This window comes from Streptomyces sp. NPDC025638 (assembly GCF_055558775.1).
Genome location: NZ_JBVHLX010000005.1, coordinates 272,565 through 293,590, shown reverse-complemented (window position 1 = coordinate 293,590; position 21,026 = coordinate 272,565). Strand labels below are relative to the sequence as shown.

At 72.9% G+C, this 21,026-nt stretch carries 23 protein-coding genes; 9 read left to right on the top strand and 14 right to left on the bottom strand.

Annotation, left to right across the window (positions count from 1 at the left end):
• Positions 1-262: 262 nt before the first annotated feature.
• Positions 263-994, bottom strand: a complete 732-nt coding sequence (locus tag ACZ4EG_RS15405) for a VIT1/CCC1 transporter family protein (protein WP_453548080.1) — start codon at positions 992-994, stop codon at positions 263-265.
• A gap of 229 nt (positions 995-1,223) precedes the next feature.
• On the opposite strand from ACZ4EG_RS15405, the gene ACZ4EG_RS15400 reads away from it, so the two are divergent.
• From ACZ4EG_RS15400 to ACZ4EG_RS15370, 7 genes are read left to right on the top strand one after another with little or no spacing between them, the layout of a single operon-like run.
• Entirely contained in the window at positions 1,224-2,351 is a 1,128-nt protein-coding gene (locus tag ACZ4EG_RS15400; RefSeq protein ID WP_467790959.1) for an ADP-ribosylglycohydrolase family protein, read from the top strand.
• Positions 2,348-3,463 (top strand): ADP-ribosylglycohydrolase family protein, encoded by a 1,116-nt coding sequence (locus tag ACZ4EG_RS15395; protein WP_467790958.1) that lies wholly within the window; start codon positions 2,348-2,350, stop codon positions 3,461-3,463. The genes ACZ4EG_RS15400 and ACZ4EG_RS15395 overlap by 4 nt, the downstream gene beginning before the upstream one ends.
• A gap of 8 nt (positions 3,464-3,471) precedes the next feature.
• Positions 3,472-4,647 (top strand): ADP-ribosylglycohydrolase family protein, encoded by a 1,176-nt coding sequence (locus tag ACZ4EG_RS15390; protein ID WP_453548075.1) that lies wholly within the window; start codon positions 3,472-3,474, stop codon positions 4,645-4,647.
• Complete coding sequence (locus tag ACZ4EG_RS15385; protein ID WP_467790957.1) at positions 4,635-6,074, top strand: ADP-ribosylglycohydrolase family protein; 1,440 nt, start codon at positions 4,635-4,637, stop codon at positions 6,072-6,074. The genes ACZ4EG_RS15390 and ACZ4EG_RS15385 overlap by 13 nt, the downstream gene beginning before the upstream one ends.
• Positions 6,071-6,964: a ribokinase gene (gene rbsK, locus ACZ4EG_RS15380; protein WP_467790956.1), complete on the top strand. Its 894-nt coding sequence runs from the start codon at positions 6,071-6,073 to the stop codon at positions 6,962-6,964. The genes ACZ4EG_RS15385 and rbsK overlap by 4 nt, the downstream gene beginning before the upstream one ends.
• The gene (locus ACZ4EG_RS15375; RefSeq protein WP_453548069.1) at positions 6,961-8,157 is read left to right on the top strand and encodes a CaiB/BaiF CoA transferase family protein; all 1,197 of its coding nucleotides are present in this window, start codon (positions 6,961-6,963) and stop codon (positions 8,155-8,157) included. Before rbsK ends, ACZ4EG_RS15375 begins: the two co-directional genes overlap by 4 nt.
• Complete coding sequence (locus ACZ4EG_RS15370; RefSeq protein WP_453548066.1) at positions 8,154-8,966, top strand: HpcH/HpaI aldolase/citrate lyase family protein; 813 nt, start codon at positions 8,154-8,156, stop codon at positions 8,964-8,966. The genes ACZ4EG_RS15375 and ACZ4EG_RS15370 overlap by 4 nt, the downstream gene beginning before the upstream one ends.
• Before the next feature lie 99 nt (positions 8,967-9,065).
• Here ACZ4EG_RS15370 and lgt read toward each other — a convergent pair whose 3' ends face one another.
• The 11 genes from lgt to hisI form a co-directional block, all read right to left on the bottom strand.
• The gene (gene lgt, locus ACZ4EG_RS15365) at positions 9,066-10,064 is read right to left on the bottom strand and encodes a prolipoprotein diacylglyceryl transferase (protein WP_467790955.1); all 999 of its coding nucleotides are present in this window, start codon (positions 10,062-10,064) and stop codon (positions 9,066-9,068) included.
• Positions 10,065-10,146: 82 nt separating this feature from the next.
• A complete protein-coding gene (locus tag ACZ4EG_RS15360) occupies positions 10,147-10,923 on the bottom strand; it encodes a DsbA family protein (RefSeq protein ID WP_467790954.1) in 777 nt (258 codons plus the stop codon).
• Positions 10,924-11,034: 111 nt separating this feature from the next.
• Entirely contained in the window at positions 11,035-11,853 is an 819-nt protein-coding gene (gene trpA, locus ACZ4EG_RS15355) for a tryptophan synthase subunit alpha (RefSeq protein WP_467790953.1), read from the bottom strand.
• Positions 11,850-13,142 (bottom strand): tryptophan synthase subunit beta, encoded by a 1,293-nt coding sequence (trpB, locus tag ACZ4EG_RS15350; protein ID WP_467790952.1) that lies wholly within the window; start codon positions 13,140-13,142, stop codon positions 11,850-11,852. The genes trpA and trpB overlap by 4 nt, the downstream gene beginning before the upstream one ends.
• 56 nt (positions 13,143-13,198) lie before the next feature.
• Entirely contained in the window at positions 13,199-13,423 is a 225-nt protein-coding gene (trpM, locus tag ACZ4EG_RS15345) for a tryptophan biosynthesis modulator TrpM (RefSeq protein ID WP_390709114.1), read from the bottom strand.
• Between the two features lie 21 nt (positions 13,424-13,444).
• Positions 13,445-14,254, bottom strand: coding sequence for an indole-3-glycerol phosphate synthase TrpC (gene trpC, locus ACZ4EG_RS15340; RefSeq protein ID WP_467790951.1), 810 nt, complete (start codon positions 14,252-14,254; stop codon positions 13,445-13,447).
• Between the two features lie 121 nt (positions 14,255-14,375).
• On the bottom strand, positions 14,376-14,837 hold the full coding sequence (locus tag ACZ4EG_RS15335) for a DUF2752 domain-containing protein (protein WP_467791119.1): 462 nt from the start codon (positions 14,835-14,837) through the stop codon (positions 14,376-14,378).
• An 82-nt stretch (positions 14,838-14,919) separates the two neighbouring features.
• Entirely contained in the window at positions 14,920-15,183 is a 264-nt protein-coding gene (locus ACZ4EG_RS15330; protein WP_390709116.1) for an HGxxPAAW family protein, read from the bottom strand.
• Positions 15,184-15,339: 156 nt separating this feature from the next.
• Positions 15,340-15,978, bottom strand: a complete 639-nt coding sequence (locus ACZ4EG_RS15325; RefSeq protein ID WP_453548056.1) for a TIGR02234 family membrane protein — start codon at positions 15,976-15,978, stop codon at positions 15,340-15,342.
• Positions 15,979-16,049: 71 nt separating this feature from the next.
• Entirely contained in the window at positions 16,050-17,543 is a 1,494-nt protein-coding gene (locus ACZ4EG_RS15320) for an anthranilate synthase component I (protein ID WP_467790950.1), read from the bottom strand.
• Positions 17,544-17,554: 11 nt separating this feature from the next.
• On the bottom strand, positions 17,555-17,947 hold the full coding sequence (gene hisI, locus ACZ4EG_RS15315; RefSeq protein WP_453548052.1) for a phosphoribosyl-AMP cyclohydrolase: 393 nt from the start codon (positions 17,945-17,947) through the stop codon (positions 17,555-17,557).
• A gap of 119 nt (positions 17,948-18,066) precedes the next feature.
• Between hisI and ACZ4EG_RS15310 the strand changes: the two genes are divergently transcribed.
• Positions 18,067-18,702, top strand: a complete 636-nt coding sequence (locus ACZ4EG_RS15310) for a TIGR03085 family metal-binding protein (protein ID WP_363297088.1) — start codon at positions 18,067-18,069, stop codon at positions 18,700-18,702.
• An 11-nt stretch (positions 18,703-18,713) separates the two neighbouring features.
• Positions 18,714-19,124 (top strand): VOC family protein, encoded by a 411-nt coding sequence (locus tag ACZ4EG_RS15305; RefSeq protein WP_453548050.1) that lies wholly within the window; start codon positions 18,714-18,716, stop codon positions 19,122-19,124.
• 3 nt (positions 19,125-19,127) lie between these two features.
• Here the strand turns inward: ACZ4EG_RS15305 and ACZ4EG_RS15300 are convergent, their stop codons facing one another.
• Together ACZ4EG_RS15300 and ACZ4EG_RS15295 are read right to left on the bottom strand one after the other, a co-directional pair.
• Positions 19,128-20,372: an MFS transporter gene (locus tag ACZ4EG_RS15300; protein WP_467790949.1), complete on the bottom strand. Its 1,245-nt coding sequence runs from the start codon at positions 20,370-20,372 to the stop codon at positions 19,128-19,130.
• A 15-nt stretch (positions 20,373-20,387) separates the two neighbouring features.
• Positions 20,388-20,975 (bottom strand): ArsR/SmtB family transcription factor, encoded by a 588-nt coding sequence (locus tag ACZ4EG_RS15295; protein ID WP_453548045.1) that lies wholly within the window; start codon positions 20,973-20,975, stop codon positions 20,388-20,390.
• Positions 20,976-21,026: the final 51 nt, after the last annotated feature.

Genomic DNA, 21,026 nt, shown 5'->3' with positions numbered 1-21,026 from the left:
CCGTTCCAACATGCGGACGCCAGGGGATGCGGCGGGGGTGCCGCGCACGGGCGGCAAAAGTGTGTGGGGGCCGAACGGACAGGATCGATCAGATCGGCGTCGTACGGCCCGAAGGGCGGCGGGGGAAGCGTCGTCGCCCCTCCCGCGGGTGCGCGGCAGGCGTCATTGCCCGCAGCGCTTACGGCTCATGCCCATTGGTTAAGCATTCGAAACCAGCGAGTAACGGCTACTTATGCGGCCCAACGCATAGGTAGCGGTCGGCCTATCCTACGGCCGTTCCGAACAGGCTGCCCAGGGCGTACGTCACACCGGCCGCGGCACCGCCGAGCGCGAGCTGCCGCAGCCCGCTGTACCACCAGCTGCGCGCCGTCACCTTGGCCACCACGGCACCGCAGCCGAACAGCCCGGCGAGCGCCAGCAGCAAGGCGGGCCACAGGGCGGTCGCGCCCAGCAGATACGGCAGCACGGGCAGCAGGGCGCCCAGCGCGAAGGCGCCGAACGACGACACGGCCGCGACCAGCGGCGACGGCAGCTCGCCGGGGTCGATGCCCAGTTCCTCGCGGGCGTGTATCTCCAGGGCCTGCTCGGGGTCCTTGGACAGCTGCCGGGCCACCTCACGGGCCAGCGCCGGCTCGACGCCACGGGCCTCGTACAGGGCGGCCAGCTCCTCCTGCTCGTCCTCAGGATGCTTGCGCAGCTCCCGCCGCTCCACGTCGAGCTCCGCCTCGACGAGCTCACGCTGCGAGGCCACGGAGGTGTACTCGCCGGCCGCCATCGAGAACGCACCGGCGGCAAGACCGGCGAGGCCGGTGATGACAATGGTCTGATGGCCCACGGAGCCGCCCGCAACACCGGTCAGCAGCGCGAGGTTGGAGACCAGGCCGTCCATGGCACCGAAGACGGCGGGGCGCAGCCAGCCGCCGTTCACATCCCGGTGCGTGTGGTTGTCGCGGTGCGCCACGTGCAGCGACGCCTCGGTGTCGATGATGGCCATACGGGGTCCCCCAATGAGCTTAGGCAAAGCTAACTTTTAGACTGGTTCTACTTTTCGATAACGCTGAACCTACGCCTCCAATTTCCATTCCGCCAGCAAGGAAAGGCTGGGCTAACCTGGGGCTTTACCTCGAAACGCTCATCCGAGTTGGCATATGCACATATGTCGACCGGGTGATGCTGGGGCTCAAGAGGCTCAGATGAGCCGCTCAGGTGGCAGACATCCCCGCATGGCATCCATCGCCTGCATTCCCCCGGTCCCGGCGCCGGGGGGCGCCGCCGAACTCCGCGAACGGGCGCGCGGCGCGCTGCTCGGCCTGGCGGTCGGGGACGCGCTCGGCGCCCCGGCGGAGAACATGAAGCCCTCCGAGATCCGCGCCCGCTGGGGCCGTATCACCGGATACGTCGCCGAGAAGCCGTCCGGCACGGACGACACCGAGTACGCGATCTTCTCGGGGCTGCTGCTCGCCCGGCACGGCTCCGCGCTCACCCCGGCCCATGTCGAGGCGGCCTGGCACCAGTGGATCGCCGACCGCGACGAGGGCCCCTTCCGCGGCGCGGGCTTCAGCGAGCGCGGCACCCTGGAGAACCTCCGGCGGGGCCTGGCCGCGCCCATCTCGGCCCAGCACCGCCACGCCTGGAGCGACGGCCTCGCGATGCGGGCGGCCCCCTTCGGGGTGTTCGCGGCGGGCCGCCCCGCCGAGGCCGCCCGCCTGGTGGCGATCGACGGCTCGGTCAGCCACGACGGCGAGGGCATCTACGGCGGCCAGGCGGTGGCGGCCGGGGTCGCGGCGGCGATGGCGGGAGCCCCGCCGAGCGTGGTCGTCGCCTCCGCCCTGGCGGTCGTCCCCGACGACTCGTGGACGGCCCGTTCACTGCGCCGGGCGGTGGCGGCGGCCCACCGCGGGGAACGGGCGGTCCGCTCCGCCGTGGTCGTCGGCGGCTATCCCTGGACCGACCTGGCCCCCGAGGCGGTGGCCCTGGCCTTCGGGGCGTACGCGGCGGCCGACGGCGACTTCCGGGAGGCCGTCCTCACCGCGGTGAACATGGGCCGCGACGCCGACACCACGGCCGCGGTGGCGGGCGCCCTGGCCGGCGCGACCCAGGGCGTGGCCGCGATCCCGGCCGACTGGGCCGCGGCGATCGGCCCGGCCCGCGGCAGCTGTCTGCCCTCCATGGCGGGCCACCACGTGCTGGACGTGGCGGAGCTGCTGATGCCGGGCGAGGGCGGCAAGTGGGGCGCCGACGTGGTCGTACCGGACTACCTGCCGGGTGTGGTGCGCGATTACCTGCCAGGGGTGGTGCGGGATCACCCGCCGGGAGTGCTGCCGGCCGGCGTCAACGAGGTCCTGCCGTGAGCCGCCGTGTCGAAGGCCTGCTGCTGGGCCTGGCCGCGGGCGACGCCGCCGGCTGGCCCGCCGCCCGGCACCGGGCCGCGCGGATGCCCGAGTGGACCCGGCGCCTGACCCGCGAGCTGGACACCTTCGCCGAGCAGAACGCGACCACGACCCTGCCCGTTCCCATCGCGCTCAACCAGCCCCCCGAGCCGCTCCGCCTCGGTCCCTCCGACGACGCCGAGTGGGCGGTGTTCGCCGCGGAGGCGGTCCTGCGGGCCGGGGACGACACTGTGCTCGGGGACCTCAGCCGGGAGCGCAGGACCCGGGCCGCCATCGACCTCACCTGGAGCGCCGTCGCCTCCGAGGTGGCGGCGGCCGCCGACCGCGCCCCCGAGGTCGAGTCGGCGGTACTGCCCCTGCGCGCCCGTATCTCGGTGCGCGCCGGACTCGGCAACCTCGCCACCGGCCTGCGCCCGCCCGCCACCGGCCACGACAACCCCCACTACTTCGACGACGCGGCCTGTGTACGCGCCTGTGTCCTGGCCGTGGCCCACCCCGGCGACCCCCGCGGCGCCGCCGACCTCGCCGAGTTCGACGCCCGCTACACCCAGGACGGCGACGGGGTGCACGGCGCCCGGGCGATGGCGGCGGCACTCGCGCTGGCCCTCACCGGGGCGGACGCCGATACGTGTGTGACGGCCGCGCTCGCCGAGCTGCCCGAGGAGACGGAGATCGGCCGCAACGCCCGGCAGGCATTGGCCCTCGCGCGGGAGACGGACACCGCCTTCGCCCTCATCCCGCTCCTCGAACATCAGATCGTCGACCACGTGTACAGCTATGGCATCGCCGCCGCCGAGACGGTCCCGGTCGCCCTCGCCCTGGCCACGGCGGCGCACGGCCGGATCGCCGAGGCCGTCCCCGCCGCGGCCTGTCTCTCCCGGGTCGCCGACTCGGCGCCCGCCCTCGCCGGTGCGCTGACCGGGGCCCTGGGTGGCGGCGAGTCGATCCCGCGCGCCTGGCGGGAGGCCTGCCGCACTCTCCCCGGCTGCACACTCCCCCGTCTCACCGGCACCGACCTGGTGGAACTCGCCGAACTCCTGGAAGCGGCACAACCGGCCCGACCAGGAGGATGATTCGGGGCATGACGCCCAAAGGAGAAGAAAACAGTGGGCCGGGCCTGGACGAACGGATCACCGGGGCACTCGTCGGAGCCGCCGTCGGCGACGCCCTCGGCGGGCCCGTCGAGGGCTACTCCCCCGACCAGATCCTCGAACGCCACGGCGGCCGCGTCACCGGCGTCGTCGGCCCCTGGAACGGCGACGCGTGGCGCACCGCCCGCCCCATCGCCCCGTACCACAAGGGCGACGGCCACGTCACCGACGACACCTTGATGACACATGCGCTGGTCCGGGTGTACGCGACGGTGCGTGACCATCTCGACGCGTACGCGATCGCCGACCACCTGGTCCCCGACCTCATGACGAACCCGCGCTGGATCCCCGAACTGGAGGCCGAGGCACTTTTGCTCCAGCGCATCTTCCTCGCGGAGAAATGGCTGGTGGCGAGGCTGGCGTACGGCCATGTGGACCCCCGCGAGGCCGGTACGGGCAACATCGTCAACTGCGGCGCGGCGATGTACATGGCCCCCGTCGGGCTGGTCAACGCCGCCAACCCCGCCGCCGCGTACGCCGAGGCCCTGGACGTCGCGGGCGCGCACCAGTCGTCGTACGGCCGTGAGGCGGCGGGCGTCTTCGCGGCGGCGGTCGCGGCCGCCTGCGCGCCGGGGGCGACACCGGAGTCGGTGGTGGCGGCCTGTCTGTCGCTGGCGAAGGACGGCACCCGGGAGGCGATCGAGCGGGTCTGCGAAGTGGCGGCCGCGCACCGGGACTTCGAGTCGGCGCTGGTCCCGCTCCGGGAGGCGGTGGCGCCCTACGACACGGTCGGCCCCGACTACCGCGCACCCTCCCTCGCGGCCCGCCGCCCCTCCCGCCTCCACTCCATCGAGGAACTCCCCATCGCCCTGGGCATGCTGGTCGTCTCCGGCGGCGACCACCGCCGGGCGGTCCTGGGCGCGGTCAACTACGGCCGAGACTGCGACTCGATCGCGACGATGGCGGGGGCGCTGGCCGGGGCTCTCGGTTCACCGGTCCCGGACGACTGGTCGAAGACGGTCGCCGAGGCCAGCCGCCTGGACCTGTGGGAACCCGCGCGGACGCTCACCGAGGTGACCCGCGAGATCTTCGAGCGGGACGTACGGCGTCGGCGAGCCCACGAGCGCGCGATCGCCGAGCTCGGGGGCCCGCGTTGCTCCGGCTGACCTGGGTCCAGCCGGAGGACCTGATCGGCCACGAACTCCGCCAGGCAAGCCAGGACGGCCGCGAACCCTGGGCGATCGCGGCACGGTGGCGGGCGGCGGGGGGCCCGGAGGCTCCGGCGCGGGCGGGCGCTTCGACGGGGCGGGCATCGCGCTATCTCCGGCAGCTGGCGGAGGACCTGCTGGACGAACTCGCCGACCTGCCAAGCAGGTTGACGGACGAGGAACCAACGGACCTCACAAGGATCAAGGCTCTGTGTCCGACCTGGCCGACGCCCGCTCCGGCGGCGGCGGCGTCCAACCCACCCAGCTGCGGGCCGCGCAGCGGCACCCCGCAGCGCCGGGCTGCGCACCCCACCCCCACGTCGACCCCCACCCCGCCCAGCCTCGAAGCGGCCTGGCTCGGCCGAGCCGCAGGATGCCTCCTCGGCAAACCCGTGGAAAAGCTCCCCCTCGACGGCATCCGACAACTCGCCAAAGCCACCGGTAACTGGCCCCTGACCACCTGGTTCACCGCAAAGGGCGTCCCCGAGGACCTCCTCGCCGCCCACCCCTGGAACCGCCGCTCGGCCCCCACCTCCCTCGCCGAGAACATCGACGGAATGCCCGAGGACGACGACCTCAACTACCCCCTCCTCAACCTCCTCCTGCTCCGCCGCCACGGCAGGACCTTCACCACCACGGACGTGGCCCGGCTCTGGCTCGACGAACTCCCCGCCGGCCGCACCTTCACCGCCGAGCGCATCGCCTACCGCAACCTCCTCACCGGCGTCGAACCCCCGCACACCGCCCGCCACCGCAACCCCTTCCGCGAGTGGATCGGCGCCCTGATCCGCGCGGACGTGCACGGCTGGACCAACCCGGGAGACCCGGCGGCCGCCGCCGAACAGGCCCACCGCGACGCCACCCTCACCCACACCGCCAACGGCGTGTACGCGGGGATGTTCATCGCGGCCGTCATCGCCACCGCCGCCACCGGCACCCATGACATCCACACCTGCCTGCACACCGGCCGCACGGTGATCCCGCCCCGCTCCCGGCTGGCCACGGCAATCGACCACGCCATCGAACTGGCCGAGTCCCACGAGGACTTCGACGCCGTCGTGGACGGACTTCACGCCGTCCACTCCCCCACCCACCACTGGGTCCACGCCGTCCCCAACACCGCCCTGATCGCCGCCGCCCTCACCCACGCTGACGGCGACTTCACCGGCTCCATCTGCCGGGCGGTGTCGGGCGGCTGGGACACCGACTCCAACGGCGCCACGGCGGGGAGCATCGCCGGTCTCCTCGCCGGGAGCCCCACCGCCCTCCCCGACCGCTGGACGACGCCCCTGAAGAACCGGCTCGCCACGTCCGTCGCCGACTTCGACGGCACCGGTTTCGACACCCTCGCCCACCTCACCCACCTGGAGGCGACCCGCCCATGACCCATATCGCCGTACTCGGCAGCTTGAACATGGATCTCGTCGCGTACGTCGAGAAGGCCCCGCAGCTCGGAGAGACCGTCACGGGACGGGAGTTCCGTACGACCCCCGGCGGCAAGGGCGCCAACCAGGCGATCGCCGCGGCCCGCGCGGGCGCCACCGTCTCGATGATCGGCGCGGTCGGCAACGACATCTTCGGCACCCGGCTGCGCGACACCCTGGAGCACTCCGGCGTGGACACCGACGACCTGCGCACCATGGAGGGCTCGTCCGGCACCGCGCACATCGTGGTGGACGACGAGGGCGGCAACTCGATCGTGGTGGTCCCGGGCGCGAACGGCACCGTGGACCATCTCTCGCCCGGCGACGAGGGCGTGATCGCCTCCGCCGACGCGTTGCTCCTGCAACTGGAGATCCCCATGGCGGCGGTGCTCGCGGGCGCGGAGGCGGCCCGCAGACACGGCGTCCGTACGATCCTCACCCCCGCCCCCGCCCAGCCGCTGCCGGACGGCCTCCTCGCCGCCACCGATCTGCTGGTCCCCAACGAGCACGAGGCGACCGCCCTCACCGGACGGCCCGACCCGCGCGAGGCGGCCGACGTCCTGCTCGACCGGGTGCCGGAGGTGGTCGTCACCCTGGGCGCGGCCGGCTGCCTGTACCTGACCCGGGGGGCCGAACCGCTCGTCGTTCCCGCCCCGAAGGTGACCGCCGTGGACTCGACGGGCGCGGGCGACACCTTCGTCGGCGCCCTCGCGGTGGCGCTCGGCGAGGAGCGGCCGATCCGGGAGGCGCTGACGTGGGCCGCCGCGGCGGCCGCCGTCTCCGTCCAGCGGGAGGGGGCATCGGCGTCGATGCCGTACCGCCCGGAGATCGAGGCGCAGTACACCGCATGAACACCTCCACCCAACCCCTGACCGGCCTGCGCGTCCTCGATCTCGCCACCCTCTTCGCCGGCCCCCTCTGCGCCACCCTGCTCGGTGACTTCGGCGCCGAGGTGATCAAGGTCGAGCATCCCGCCAAGCCCGATCCCTGCCGGGGCCACGGCCCCTCGAAGCAGGGCGTCGGCCTGTGGTGGAAGCTGCTCGGCCGCAACAAGCGCACCATCACCCTCGATCTGTCCAGGCCCGGCGGCCGCACCACCCTGCTGCGCCTGGCCGCCACCGCCGATGTGATCGTCGAGAACTTCCGCCCCGGCACCCTGGAGAAGTGGGACCTGGGCTGGGCGGAGCTGTCGGCCGCCAACCCGCGGCTGATCCTCGCCCGGGTCACCGCCTTCGGCCAGTTCGGCCCCTACGCGCACCGCCCCGGCTTCGGGACCCTGGCCGAGGCGATGAGCGGCTTCGCCGCGATCACCGGCGAGCCGGACGCACCCCCGACGCTCCCGCCCTTCGGCCTCGCCGACTCCATCGCGGGCCTGGCCACGGCGTACGCGGTGATGACGGCACTCGCGGCCCGGGAGCGCACCGGCGAGGGCCAGGTCGTCGACATGGCGATCATCGAGCCGATCCTGACCGTGCTCGGCCCGCAGCCCGTCTGGTACGACCAGCTGGGCCACATCCAGCCGCGCACCGGCAACCGCTCCCAGAACAACGCCCCGCGCAACACCTATCGCACGGCGGACGGCACCTGGGTCGCGGTCTCCACGTCCGCCCAGTCGATCGCCGAGCGCGTGATGCACCTGGTCGGCCGTCCGGAGCTGATCGACGAGCCGTGGTTCGCGACGGGCGCCGAACGGGCCGCGCACGCCGACGTCCTCGACCAGGCGGTCGGCGCCTGGATCGCCGGCCGCACCCGGGACGAGGTCCTGTCGGCCTTCGAGAAGGCGGAGGCCGCCGCGGCGCCGATCCAGGACGTGCGGGACGTGATGGCGGACCCGCAGTACCAGGCCCTGGACACCATCACCGCCGTCGACGACCCGGAGCTGGGCCTCCTGCGCATGCAGAACGTCCTCTTCCGGCTCTCCGCCACCCCCGGCGCGATCCGCTGGGCGGGCCGCCCGCACGGCGCGGACACGGAGGCGGTCCTGACCGAGCTGGGCCTCACCCCGGCGGAACTCGGCTCGCTGCGCGCGGAGGGCGCCCTGTGACCCCCTTCCCGCTCACCTGGCTGTACGTCCCGGGCGACCGTCCGCACGTGGTGGCCAAGGCGCTGGCCTGCGGCGCGGACGTGGTGGTGATCGACCTGGAGGACGCGGTCGCCCCGGACCGCAAGGTGTACGCCCGCGAGGCGACCGCCGACCTGCTGTCCGAACCCCGGCCGGCCCGGGTCCACGTCCGGGTCAACGCCCTGGAGGCGCCGTGGGCGGCCGCCGACCTGCGCGCGGTGGCCGCGCTTCCGGGCGTGTCCGGGCTACGGCTCCCGAAGGTGACGTACGCCGAGGAGGTGGTGCGGGTCGCGGAGGCCACCGGGCTCCCTGTCTACGCCCTCCTGGAGACGGCCCTGGGCATCGAGCACGCCTATGCCATCGCCTCCGCCCACCCGTCCCTGCGGGGCGTCTCCCTCGGCGAGGCGGATCTACGGGCCGACCTGGGCGTACGCGAGGACGCGGGGCTGGACTGGTGCCGTTCCCGGGTCGTGGTCGCGGCGCGGGCGGCGGGGCTCGCCCCGCCGCCCCAGTCGGTGCACCCCGACATCCGCGATCTGGCGGGACTGGCCGCCTCCTGCGCCCACGGCCGCTCCCTGGGCTTCCTCGGCCGGGCCGCCATCCACCCCCGTCAGCTCCCGGTCATCGAGCGGGCGTATCTGCCCACGGAGGAGGAGATCGAACAGGCCGAGACGATCGTCAAGGCCGCGACGGAGGAGCAGGGCGCCCTGGCGCTGCCGGACGGCAGATTCGTCGACGCGGCGGTGGTGGCCGCGGCACAGCGCACGTTGTCGCTGGCCCACAGACCCTGAGACGCGACGAGGGCGCCCGGATCGATCCGGGCGCCCTCGTCGTCATACGTCGTCATACGTCGCCATACATCGTCACTTGACGTCGTACGGCCGAAGGTGTCAGCTCTTCTTCGACGCCGACTCGGCCTCGTCCTTCGTCTCCTCGGCTTCCGCGTCCTCGGCGGACCCGGTGGCGTCCGTCTCGGCCTCCGCCCCCGTCCCGGCCTCGGCCTCGGCTTCCGGCTTGTCCGCGGACTTGTCCTCGGGCTCCGCCGTACCGTCTTCCGCTGCCTCGCCCTCGGCGGCGCCGGGCTCGACCACGGCCTCCCGTCCGGGCCGCTTCTTCGACGACACCACGATGTAGACCACCGCGAGCAGGAACACGATCATCGCGGTCCAGTCGTTGAGGCGGAGGCCCAGGATGTGGTGGGCGTCGTCGACGCGCATGTACTCGATCCAGCCGCGGCCCACGCAGTACGCCGCGACGTACAGGGCGAACGCCCGGCCGTGACCCAGTTGGAAGCGGCGGTCGGCCCAGATGACCAGGAGGGCGACGCCGATGCACCACAGGGACTCGTACAGGAACGTCGGGTGGTAGTAGCCCGGCACCCGGCCGCCCTCGGAGGAGGTGATGTGCAGCGCCCACGGAACGTGCGTCTCGCGGCCGTACAGCTCCTGGTTGAACCAGTTGCCCCAGCGGCCGATGGCCTGCGCCAGGGCGATGCCGGGGGCGATGGCGTCGGCGTAGGCGGGCAGCGGGATGCCCCGGCGCCGGCAGCCGATCCACGCGCCGACCGCGCCGAGGGCGATCGCGCCCCAGATACCGAGGCCGCCCTCCCACACCTTGAAGGCGTCCACCCAGTCGCGGCCCTCGCTGAAGTACAGCTCGTAGTCCGTGATCACGTGGTAGAGACGGCCGCCGACCAGGCCGAAGGGCACGGCCCAGACGGCGATGTCGGCCACCGTGCCGGACCGGCCGCCGCGGGCGATCCAGCGCTTGTTGCCGAGCCAGACGGCTACGAAGACGCCGATGATGATGCAGAACGCGTAGCCGCGCAGCGGAATCGGGCCGAGGTACAGGACCCCGCGCGACGGGCTGGGAATGTAGGCAAGTTCCATGGCAAGGTCGACGCTACCGTGCCGGGCCCGGCACACGGCAGGCAGCCCGGCTACGGGTCCATAACGGGGGTGTGAGAAACGCTTACCCCTGGTTGGCCGCCTCCACCATCTGCTTCAGCTTCTGCGGGGTCATCGTCCGGTCCTCGTAGATGTTCTTGCCGTCGAGCAGGACGGTCGGCGTGCCGCTGAAGTTGCCCGCCTTGAAGGCCGCCTGCGACTTGTCGACCCAGCTGTCGTGCTTCCCGTCGTTGACACAGGCCCGGAAGGCCGGGGTGTCGAGGCCCTGGACCTTGCCCGCCAGCTCGATCAGCTTGGCGTTGTCCGCCAAGGCGTCGTCCGTCTCCTTGGGCTGGTTCGCGTAGAGGACATCGTGGTAGTCGCGGAACTTTCCGGCGTCCTGGGCGCAGGCCGCCGCGTTGGCCGCGCGCAGCGAGCCGGTGCCGCCGAGGTTGCCGTCGATCAGTCTGACCAGGTGGTACTCGACTCTGAGTTTGCCGGCGTCGGTGAGCTCGTGGAGCGTCGGGCGGTAGGCCGCCTCGAAGGCCTGGCAGGCCGGGCAGCGGAAGTCCTCCCACACCGTGAGCGTCGACTTGGCCCCGTCCTTGCCGACCGGGATCGCGAGGCTGTCCTTGCCCTGCGCGCCCGAGGGCGCCACCACCGGGCCCGAGCTCTTGCTTCCCTTGTTCTTGCCGGCGTTCGCGGCGATCACGCCGATCACCGCCGCGAGGCCGAGGACGCAGACGACGCTCGCGCCCACGATCAGCGCACGGCGTCGCTTCTCCGCGGCCTTCTGCTTCTCGCGCTCGACCGCAATCCGCTCCCGGGCGGTGCGCTTTCCGTCACGGTTCTTCTCGCTCACACCCCCAGAACGAACCGGGGAGGCGCAGCGCGCCTCCCCGGTCCCAGGTCCACCCGTTCGAGTGACCGAATATTCCGTTATGCCTGACGGCTGGTCCGCCGTGCCGGACGGCTAGGCCTGGCCGCGCACGCCCTTGGCCAGCTCACCGGCCAGTTCACGGACCGCTTCGAGACCGGCCACGTCATCCGGCGCGTCCAGCATCCGCTTCACGAAGGCCGAGCCGACAATCACCCCGTCGGCGAAGCCGGCCACCTCGGCGGCCTGGGCGCGGTTGGAGACGCCGAGCCCGACACAGACCGGCAGGCCGGTGCCGGTGCCCCGGGTGCGCCGCACCAGGTCCTGCGCCTGCGCGCCGACCGACTCACGGGTGCCGGTGACACCCATCAGGGACGCGGCGTAGACGAAGCCGCTGCCCGCCGCGGTGATCTGGGCGAGCCGCTCGTCCTTGCTGCTGGGGGCGACCACGAAGACCGTCGCGAGCCCGTGCTTCTCGGCGTGCTCCCGCCACAGCGCCGACTCCTGGACCGGCAGGTCGGGCAGGATGCAGCCCGCCCCGCCCGCCTCGGCCAGCTCGGCGGTGAAGCGCTCGACGCCGTAGCGGTCGATGGGGTTCCAGTACGTCATCACGAGCACCGGCTTCCCGGTGGCCGTGTGGGCCTCGCGGACCGTGCGCATGACGTCCGCGATCTTCACACCGCCCCGCAGGGCGATGTCGTCGGCGGTCTGGATGACCGGACCGTCCAGGACCGGGTCGCTGTGCGGCAGCCCGACCTCGACGACGTCGGCGCCGCCGTCGAGGACGGCCTTGATCGCCTCGATGCCGCCGTCCACGGACGGGAACCCGGCCGGGAGGTAGGCGATGAGCGCGGACCGTCCCTCGGCCTTCGCGGCCGCGAGGGTGTCGGTCAACAAGTTGATGTTCCCGCTCACTTGGCGTCCCCCTCGATCTCGGCGGTGTCACTGTCGGCGTCGGCGGCGACCTCCGCGTCCACACCGCTGTCGTACAGACCGAAGTAGCGGGCGGCCGTGTCCATGTCCTTGTCGCCGCGGCCGGACAGGTTGATCACCATCAGCCCGTCCCTGCCCAGTTCCTTGCCGATCTCCAGGGCACCGGCGAGGGCGTGCGCGCTCTCGATGGCCGGGATGATGCCCTCCGTGCGCGACAGCAGGCGCAGGGCCTGCATGGCCGCGTCGTCGGTGACCGCGCGGTACTCGCCGCGGCCGCTGTCCTTGAGGTAGGAGTGCTCGGGCCCGATGCCCGGGTAGTCCAGACCGGCCGAGATCGAGTACGGCTCGGTGATCTGGCCCTCCTCGTCCTGCAGGACGTAGGACCGGGAGCCGTGCAGGATGCCGGGCTCGCCCGCGGTGAGGGTCGCCGCGTGCTCGCCGGTCTCGACGCCGTGTCCGGCCGGCTCGCAGCCGATCAGGCGGACGGAGGTGTCCGGGATGAAGGCGTGGAAGAGGCCGATGGCGTTGGAGCCGCCGCCGACACAGGCGACGGCCGCGTCGGGCAGGCGCCCGGCGCGCTCCAGGAGCTGACGGCGGGCCTCCACCCCGATCACCCGGTGGAAGTCGCGGACCATGGCCGGGAAGGGGTGCGGACCGGCGACGGTGCCGAAGAGGTAGTGGGTGTGGTCGACGTTGGCGACCCAGTCCCGGAAGGCCTCGTTGATGGCGTCCTTCAGGGTGCGGCTGCCGGACTTCACGGCGACGACCTCGGCACCGAGCATGCGCATACGGGCCACGTTGAGGGCCTGGCGCTGGGTGTCGATCTCGCCCATGTAAACGGTGCATTCGAGGCCGAACAGCGCGCAGGCGGTGGCGGTGGCGACGCCGTGCTGGCCGGCGCCCGTCTCCGCGATGACGCGCGTCTTGCCCATCCGCTTGGTGAGCAGGGCCTGGCCGAGCACGTTGTTGATCTTGTGGGACCCGGTGTGGTTGAGGTCCTCGCGCTTGAGGAACACCCGGGCGCCACCGGCGTGTTCGGCGAACCGCGGCACCTCGGTGAGGGCGCTGGGCCGGCCGGTGTAGTTGACGAGCAGGTCGTCGAGTTCGCGGGCGAACTCGGGGTCGGCCTTCGCCTTGTCGTACTCGACGGCGACCTCGTCGACGGCGGCGACGAGCGCCTCCGGGATGAACTTGCCGCCGTACGCGCCGAAGTAGCCTTCGGCGCTGGGGACTTGACCCTTCGGGTCGGGGATGAAGAACTCGCTGGGCATGCGGAAACCTCACGGTGAGTTGTGGAAAGTCACTAATCGCCGTGGGGGCGGGGATCTCAGTCGGCTGCGGGCCCGTTGTGGGTGCGCGCGCAGTTCCCCGCGCCCCTGTAGGTCGGCTGCTGCCATCGCATGCCGTTCACCTGCCCGGGTTCGTCACCGATGACGTACCGCACCCGGCGCCCGTGCACCCGGCGGGCGGGCGCGCGGCAGCCGCGGGGCCGGCAGCCGCGCGCGAGGCGGGCGTACGGGTCCCGGGGCATCGGGGTGATCGGAAGCGTCATCGGGGCCAGCCTACCGGGAGTTCAGCTCCGGCCGTGCCGCAGTGCGGGGTGCTCGCCCGCGGCGACCAGGTCGGCCACCGCCGCCTTCGGGTCGCGCCCGGTGACGAGGGACTCGCCGACCAGGACGGCGTCGGCGCCCGCGTTGGCGTAGGCGATCAGGTCGTGCGGGCCGCGGACGCCGGACTCGGCGACCTTGACGATGCCGTCCGGGATCTCCGGCGCGACCCGCTCGAAGGTGCCGCGGTCGACCTCCAGCGTCTTCAGGTTGCGGGCGTTGACGCCGATCACCTTGGCGCCCGCGTCCACCGCGCGTTCGACCTCGTCCTCGTCGTGCACCTCGACGAGGGGAGTGAGGCCGATGGAGACGGCACGCTCGATCAGCGACTCGAGGGCCGACTGGTCGAGGGCCGCGACGATCAGCAGCGCGAGGTCGGCACCGTAGGCGCGGGCCTCCCACAGCTGGTACGACGTGACGATGAAGTCCTTGCGCAGGACCGGGATGTCCACGCGGGCGCGGACGGCCTCCAGGTCTGCCAGCGAGCCGCCGAAGCGGCGCTGCTCGGTCAGGACCGAGATGACGGCCGCGCCGCCTGCCTCGTAGTCCGCGGCGAGCCCGGCCGGATCGGCGATCGCGGCCAGCGCGCCCTTGGACGGGCTGGAACGCTTGACCTCGCAGATCACCTTGACGCCTTCGCCGCGCAGCGCGGCAACGCCGTCCTTGGCCGCGGGCGCCTTCGCCGCGCGCTCCTTGAGCTCGTCGAGGCTGACGCGCGCCTGCCGCTCCGCGAGGTCGGCACGGACTCCGTCGATGATCTCGTCGAGCACACTCACGCGAGCGGCCCCCTTCCGAACGATCGAAAAACCCATGGTCACTGCGATGGTATCCGGAGGACGGCGCAGGCCTCGCATCCGGATGACGTGCGGTCCCACTACCTGGACATTCGCCGGTCGATCAAGGGTGCAGCCAGCCACCGAAGGGCAGGTTCCGGACAACCGTGAACGCCAGGACCAGCGCCCCCAGGCCCCACAGCGGCAGCGGCCCGAGATCGATCCGCAGCGGCCGTCCGCGCACCGCCCGGACGACCCAGACGGTCCACAGCACCGCGAAGCCCGCATAGGCGGCCACGGCCATCGCGTTGTCCTGGAGCGCGGTGAGGAAGTCCCCGTGCACAAAGGCGTGGGCGCTGCGCAGACCGCCGCAGCCGGGGCAGTAGACGCCCGCGTAGCGCAGCAGCGGGCACACCGGGTAGTGGCCGGGTTCATTGGGGTCGACGGCGCCGACGTAGGCGAAGGCTCCGACGACGGCCGCGAGGATCCCGGCGGGGACGGCCAGCCGTCCCGGCAGGGTGGAGGGCGGCCCGGTCCGCCGGTCGATCCCCGGGGCGCTGTGGCTGTCGGCGTTCACGCCTTGCATTGTGCCGCGCACGGGCCGCACGCGCGCGAGGGGCGGCCCGCACCTCGTCGGTGCGGGCCGCCCCTCGGGCAGGAACTGCTGGTCAGCCCTCGACGCCGGCCGGCTCGGGCGTCACCGCGGCCCGGGGCTGCGGCTGGGGCACCGCGTGGACGTCCTTCGGCTGGCCGAGGCCCATGGAGCGCATGACGGCGCCGACGACACCGCCGAGCGCCACCATCGCCATACCGGCCCAGAAGCCGAGCGGCTGGGCCATCACCATGAACGCGCCCGCGACGCAGAACCCGAAGAAGGCGATAGTGACACCGGTCCAGGCGGCCGGGGTGTGTCCGTGGCTGCTGCCCGCCATTGCTTGCTCCTCGTTGCTGGTTGCGTGCTCGTTTGCTTGGTGCGTGTGAGCCGGACGCTCGCGGTCCATTGTCCCGTACCCGGGTGGCCGCCGTGAGCTCGGGTGGCGTCTGTTTCGCCACATCGGGACCGGGGTCCCGCGACCGGCGGCCGGCGGCTACGCCCCCGTCGGGTCCTCACCGCGGTCCAGGGCCTTCCACAGGTCCTCGGGGCGGTCGGGGTCCGCGGCCGGGGCCTGGCGGCGGGGGCGGGCGGTGCCGCGCTCGTAGCGGCCGGACATGGCGGGCCACAGGCGTCCGTAGCGCAGGGCGAGGAGCCCGGCGATCAGCAGCAGGAGGCCGCCGGCGGCCGCGACATAGGGCCAGCCGGTGTGGGTGAGCGCGGCCACGCTCGCGGAGGTGTCTCCGGTGGCCTCGGCCGCCTTGTCGTCGAGCGCCGAGCTGTCCGAGGCGCCGACCAGGGCCGCGGCGATCGTGCCGGCGCCGGAGAGCGCGAGGAGCCCGGCGACCAGCAGACGGCCGGCCCGGCGGACGGCGAAGACGGCGACGAGCGCGGCGAGGCCCACTATGGCGAGGGCCGCGGGGACACCCGTGACGTCGCTGCCCTTGGCGGTCAGCGGAAAGGCACCGCCGGCCACGGTCGCGGTGCCCTCCGCCCAGCGCTGACGGGTGGCCAGCAGCGCCACGGCAGCGCCGAGCGCACCGCACATGAGGGCGACGGCGAGGCTGCGGCGGCCGGAGCGTGCGGGTCCGGCGGCTTCGGGGCGGGGGTGAGGTACGGCAGTCACGTAGTCCACTATCGCCTGAACCCCGGGCGAACCGTCACCCGGGGTTCACGTGATACGCGCCCCACTGTGCGGTAAGCGCCCTACTTGCCCAGCCGGTTGGCCGTGTGCACGGCGCGCAGGACCGCCGCCGCCTTGTTGCGGCACTCCTGGTCCTCGGCGACCGGGTCGGAGTCGGCGACGATGCCCGCGCCCGCCTGGACGTACGCGGTGCCGTCGCGCAGCAGGGCCGTACGGATGGCGATGGCCGTGTCGGAGTCGCCCGCGAAGTCGAGGTAGCCGACACAGCCGCCGTACAGCCCGCGGCGGGACGGCTCCAGTTCGTCGATGATCTGCATCGCGCGCGGCTTGGGGGCTCCCGACAGGGTGCCGGCCGGGAAGCAGGCTGTCAGGACGTCGAAGGCCGTACGGCCCTCGGCCACCTGTCCGGTCACCGTCGAGACGATGTGCATCACATGGGAGTACCGCTCGACGGACATGAAGTCGACCACCTCGACCGAGCCGGGTGCGCAGACCCGCCCCAGGTCGTTGCGGCCGAGGTCGACGAGCATCAGGTGCTCGGCGCGCTCCTTGGGGTCGGCGAGCAGTTCGTCGGCGAGGGCCTGGTCCTCCTGCGGGGTGGCGCCGCGGTGCCGGGTGCCGGCGATGGGGTGGACCATGGCCTGCCCGTCCTCGACCTTCACCAGGGCCTCCGGGCTGGAGCCCACGACGTCGAAGGCGCCTCCGCCCCCGTCGGGGAACCGGAACAGGTACATGTACGGCGAGGGGTTGGTCGCCCTGAGGACCCGGTACACGTCCAACGCGCTTGCCGTGCACGGCGTTTCGAAGCGCTGCGAGGGTACGACCTGGAAGGCCTCGCCCGCGCGGATGCGCTCCTTGATGTCCTCGACGGCCTCCTGGAAGTCCGGGCCGCCCCACAGTGCGGTGTACTCGGGCAGTTCGGAGGGCGGCAGGACGGCCGGGGGCTGGGCGACGGGGCGCGAGAGGTCGGCCTCCATGGCGTCGAGGCGGGCCATGGCGTCCGCGTGTGCCTCGTCGACGCCGGTGTCGAGGTCGTTGTGGTTGATCGCGTTGGCGATCAGCAGGACGGAGCCCTCCCAGTGGTCCATGACCGCGAGGTCGCTGGTGAGGAGCATGGTGAGCTCGGGGAGCCGCAGGTCGTCCCGCTCGCCGGGGCCGATCTTCTCCAGGCGGCGGACGATGTCGTAGCCGAGGTAGCCGACCATGCCGCCGGTGAAGGGCGGCATGCCCTCCTGGTGGGGCGTGTGCAGGGCCTCGATGGTGGCGCGCAGGGCGGCCAGCGGGTCGCCCTCGACGGGGACGCCGACGGGCGGGACGCCCAGCCAGTGGGCCTGGCCGTCGCGCTCGGTCAGCGTCGCCGCGGAGCGCACGCCCACGAAGGAGTAGCGGGACCAGGAGCGGCCGTTCTCCGCGGACTCCAGCAGGAACGTGCCGGGGCGCTCGGCGGCGAGCTTGCGGTAGAGCCCGACCGGGGTGTCGCCGTCGGCGAGGAGCTTGCGGGTGACCGGGATGACGCGGCGGTCGGTGGCCAGCTTGCGGAACGTCTCTAGGTCCATGGCGGCTGACCTTACTGATCCGAGACGGGTACGCCGGAATCGGCGTCCTTGAGCAGTACGTCGGCGTCGAAGCAGGTGCGGGCGCCGGTGTGGCAGGCGGCGCCGACCTGGTCCACCTGGACCAGCACGGTGTCGGCGTCGCAGTCGAGGGCGACGGACTTGACCCACTGGAAGTGGCCGGAGGTGTCGCCCTTGACCCAGTACTCCCGGCGGCTGCGCGACCAGTAGGTGCAGCGGCCGGTGGTCAGCGTGCGGTGCAGCGCCTCGTCGTCCATCCAGCCGAGCATCAGCACCTCTCCGGTGTCGTACTGCTGGGCGATGGCGGGGACGAGACCGTCGGCGCTGCGCTTGAGGCGCGCGGCGATCTCGGGGTCGAGGCTGCTGGGCCCGGTCGTACTGGTCATGCGGCCATTGTGCCGCGCCGCACGGACAGTGACGGTTCGTGTCCACTGGACGGACCCGCACGCGCGCGTGCGGTGGATGTCCACTGGGCCGACCCCGTGGCTGGTCGTAGGCTGACTGTATGTCGACCTTCGCCAAGCGTGAACGGCTCCTGCTCGCCGACCTCTTGGAAACCGCCGGTCCGGAGGCACCGACCCTCTGCGAGGGCTGGCAGACCCGCGACCTGGCCGCGCACGTGGTGGTGCGCGAGCGCCGGCCGGACGCCGCCGGGGGCACGCTGATCAAGCCCCTCGCCCCGCGTCTGGAAAAGGTGATGCAGGAGTACGCGGCGAAGCCGTACGAGGAGCTCATCCAGCTGATCCGCACCGGCCCGCCGCGGTTCTCGCCGTTCCAGCTCAAGCAGATCGACGAGGCGGCGAACACGGTGGAGTTCTACGTCCACACGGAGGACGTCCGCCGCGCCCACCCCGACTGGACGCCGCGCGAGCTCGACCCGGTCTTCCAGGACGCGCTGTGGTCCCGCCTGGAGCGCACGGCCCGGCTGCTGGGCCGGGGTGCGCCGACCGGCCTGGTGCTGCGGCGCCCGGACGGCCAGACGGCGGTCGCGCACCGGGGCTCGCCGGTGGTGACGGTGACGGGCGAGCCGTCGGAGCTGCTCCTGTTCACGTTCGGCCGGCAGAGCGCCGCCAAGGTCGAGCTGGACGGCGACGAGAACGCGATCGCCAAGCTGCACGAGTCGAAGCAGCTCGGCATCTGAGAGGACCCCTCATGATCAAGGTCGCGATGACCAGCGTGTTCGTCGACGATGTGACCAAGGCCCACGCCTTCTACACGGACGTCCTCGGCTTCGAGACGCGCACCAACCTGGATCTGGGCGGCGGCACGCTGTTCATCACGGTCGGCGCGCCGGACGGGGGCCAGCCGGATCTCCAGCTGCTGCTGGAGCCCGGCGACAGCCCCATCGCGGAGCCGTACCGCCGGGCCCTGTACGAGGCCGGGATCCCCGCCATCGTCTTCTCCGTGGACGACATCGGGGCGCAGTACGAGCGGCTGCGCGGCCTCGGTGTGCGGTTCACGCACGAGCCGCAGCAGCAGGGGCCGGTGCTCGCGGCCGTGCTCGACGACACGGTCGGCAACTATGTGCAGCTGACGCAGCCGTTGCAGCGGCCGGGCGGCTGAGCGTCAGCGGGGCAGTTCTGCGCGGCGCAGGGCCGGTACGACCAGGGCGACCACGCCGCCGAGTCCGCAGACGGCGGCACTGACGACGTAGACCGGGCCAAGGCCCCAGGCGCCGATCGCGGCGGCCGCGAGGGGCATGCTCAGCGGGGCGAGGCCGAGGCTGACCAGGCCGGAGACCGCGGTGACGCGGCCCAGGCGGGCGGGGTCGGCGACGGTCTGCAGCAGGGCGCCGCACAGGGCACCGCTGAGCCCGGCCAGGAGACCCACGAGCAGGGCCACCGCGACGGCCCCGGCGAGGCTCGGGACGAAGGCCAGGGCGCCGATCGCGACGGAGCCGGCGAGGATCGCGCACCCGATGACCAGCCCCGCGCGCGGCAGTCGCCCCCGGACGGTCAGCAGCAGGGAGGCCGCACCGGCGCCGACACCGAATCCCGCGAGCACCGTGCCCATCCCGGAGGCACCCCAGCCGCGCTCGTCGGCCAGCAGGGTCAGACCGACGTTGAAGGGGCCGACGAAGCCGAAGTCGCCGAGGGCGATGGCCAGCATCAGGGGAGCCAGGACGCGATGGCGGCGGATGTAGGCCAGCCCGGCCCTCAGGTCCCGCCAGGCGGTGTCCCGGTGCGCCCCGGTCCTGTCGTCGGCCGGCAGCTCCCGGACCCGTACGGACACCAGCAGGGGCACCGACACCGCGATGAGCAGCCCGGCGAGCCCGAACGCGGCCGCCGCGCCGCCGACCGCCACACCGAGCCCGCCGAGCGGGGCGCCGACGACACTCGCGCAGCGGATCGCGAGGCCGCGCATGCCGTGCACCCGAGCCAGCTGGTCCCTGGTGGTGATCCGCGCGGGGAGGGCGCCCACGGCGGGCATGAAGACGGCGTCGACGGTGCCGAAGACCAGGGCGAGCAGGGCCAGCGGCCACAGTCCGGGGCCGGCGAGGAACAGCAGCGCTGCCACCGCGAGGACGGCCGCGCAGCGCACCGCGTCGCTGCCGATGACGACCCGGCGCGGCCCCAGCCGGTCGGCCAGCACACCGCCGCCCAGCATCAGCACGGCCCTCGGCAGCGCGCTGGCCGACATCACGAGTCCGGCCTGTGCGGGCGTTCCGGCCTGGACCGCGGCCCAGGACAGGGCGATGTAGTACACGCTGTCGCCGAGCATCGAGAAGGTGTAGGCGCCGAGCCAGCGCAGGACATCCGGGTCGCGATGGGCGGCCCGCACGGTCGGCGACGGTATGAGCGTGGCAGTCACGTCAGGCGGGTCCTCTCAGACGCGGAACGGGAAGCCGTACATGTGCAGCGCGACGTGCTCGCGCCCTTCGGTGTCGCCGGCGGCCTCGTGGGCACGCCCCTGCTCGTCGTAGCGCTTGACCAGGTCGTGCAGGTCCTTCTTCAGCTCCGCGAGCTCCCCGGCGGTCAGCCGGAGCAGCGACTCGGAGTCGTGGGCGGCCCCGCTCCACTCCGGGCCCCAGTGGGCGCGCTCGTCCAGATACGTCCGGTACATCTCGGCGCGTTGGTCCAGGAACAGCCGTGAGGCCGCGAGGTGTGCCGCCACCTTCTCGGGGGCGTCCTGGAAGTCCTCGTCGCGGACGGAGACGCCTTCGGAGGCCGGCCGCCACCAGCGCTCACGGCCGTCCGCGCTGCGCGGCTCGGCCTCCTCGACCAGACCGTGCTCGGCGAGCTTGCGCAGGTGGTAACTGACCAGCGAGACGGCCTCGTCGACCTGCTCGGCGAGCTGTGAGGCGGTGGCCGCCTCGGCGACGAACAGCAGCCGGTAGAGCTTCATGCGCAGCGGATGCGCGAGTGCCTTGAGCGTGCCGACATCGGTGATCCGCCGGTTCTCCTTGCTTGCCATGGGCACGACTGTAGATACGAAGGAAAAGTTGCACAATAGATTTTGCGCAAC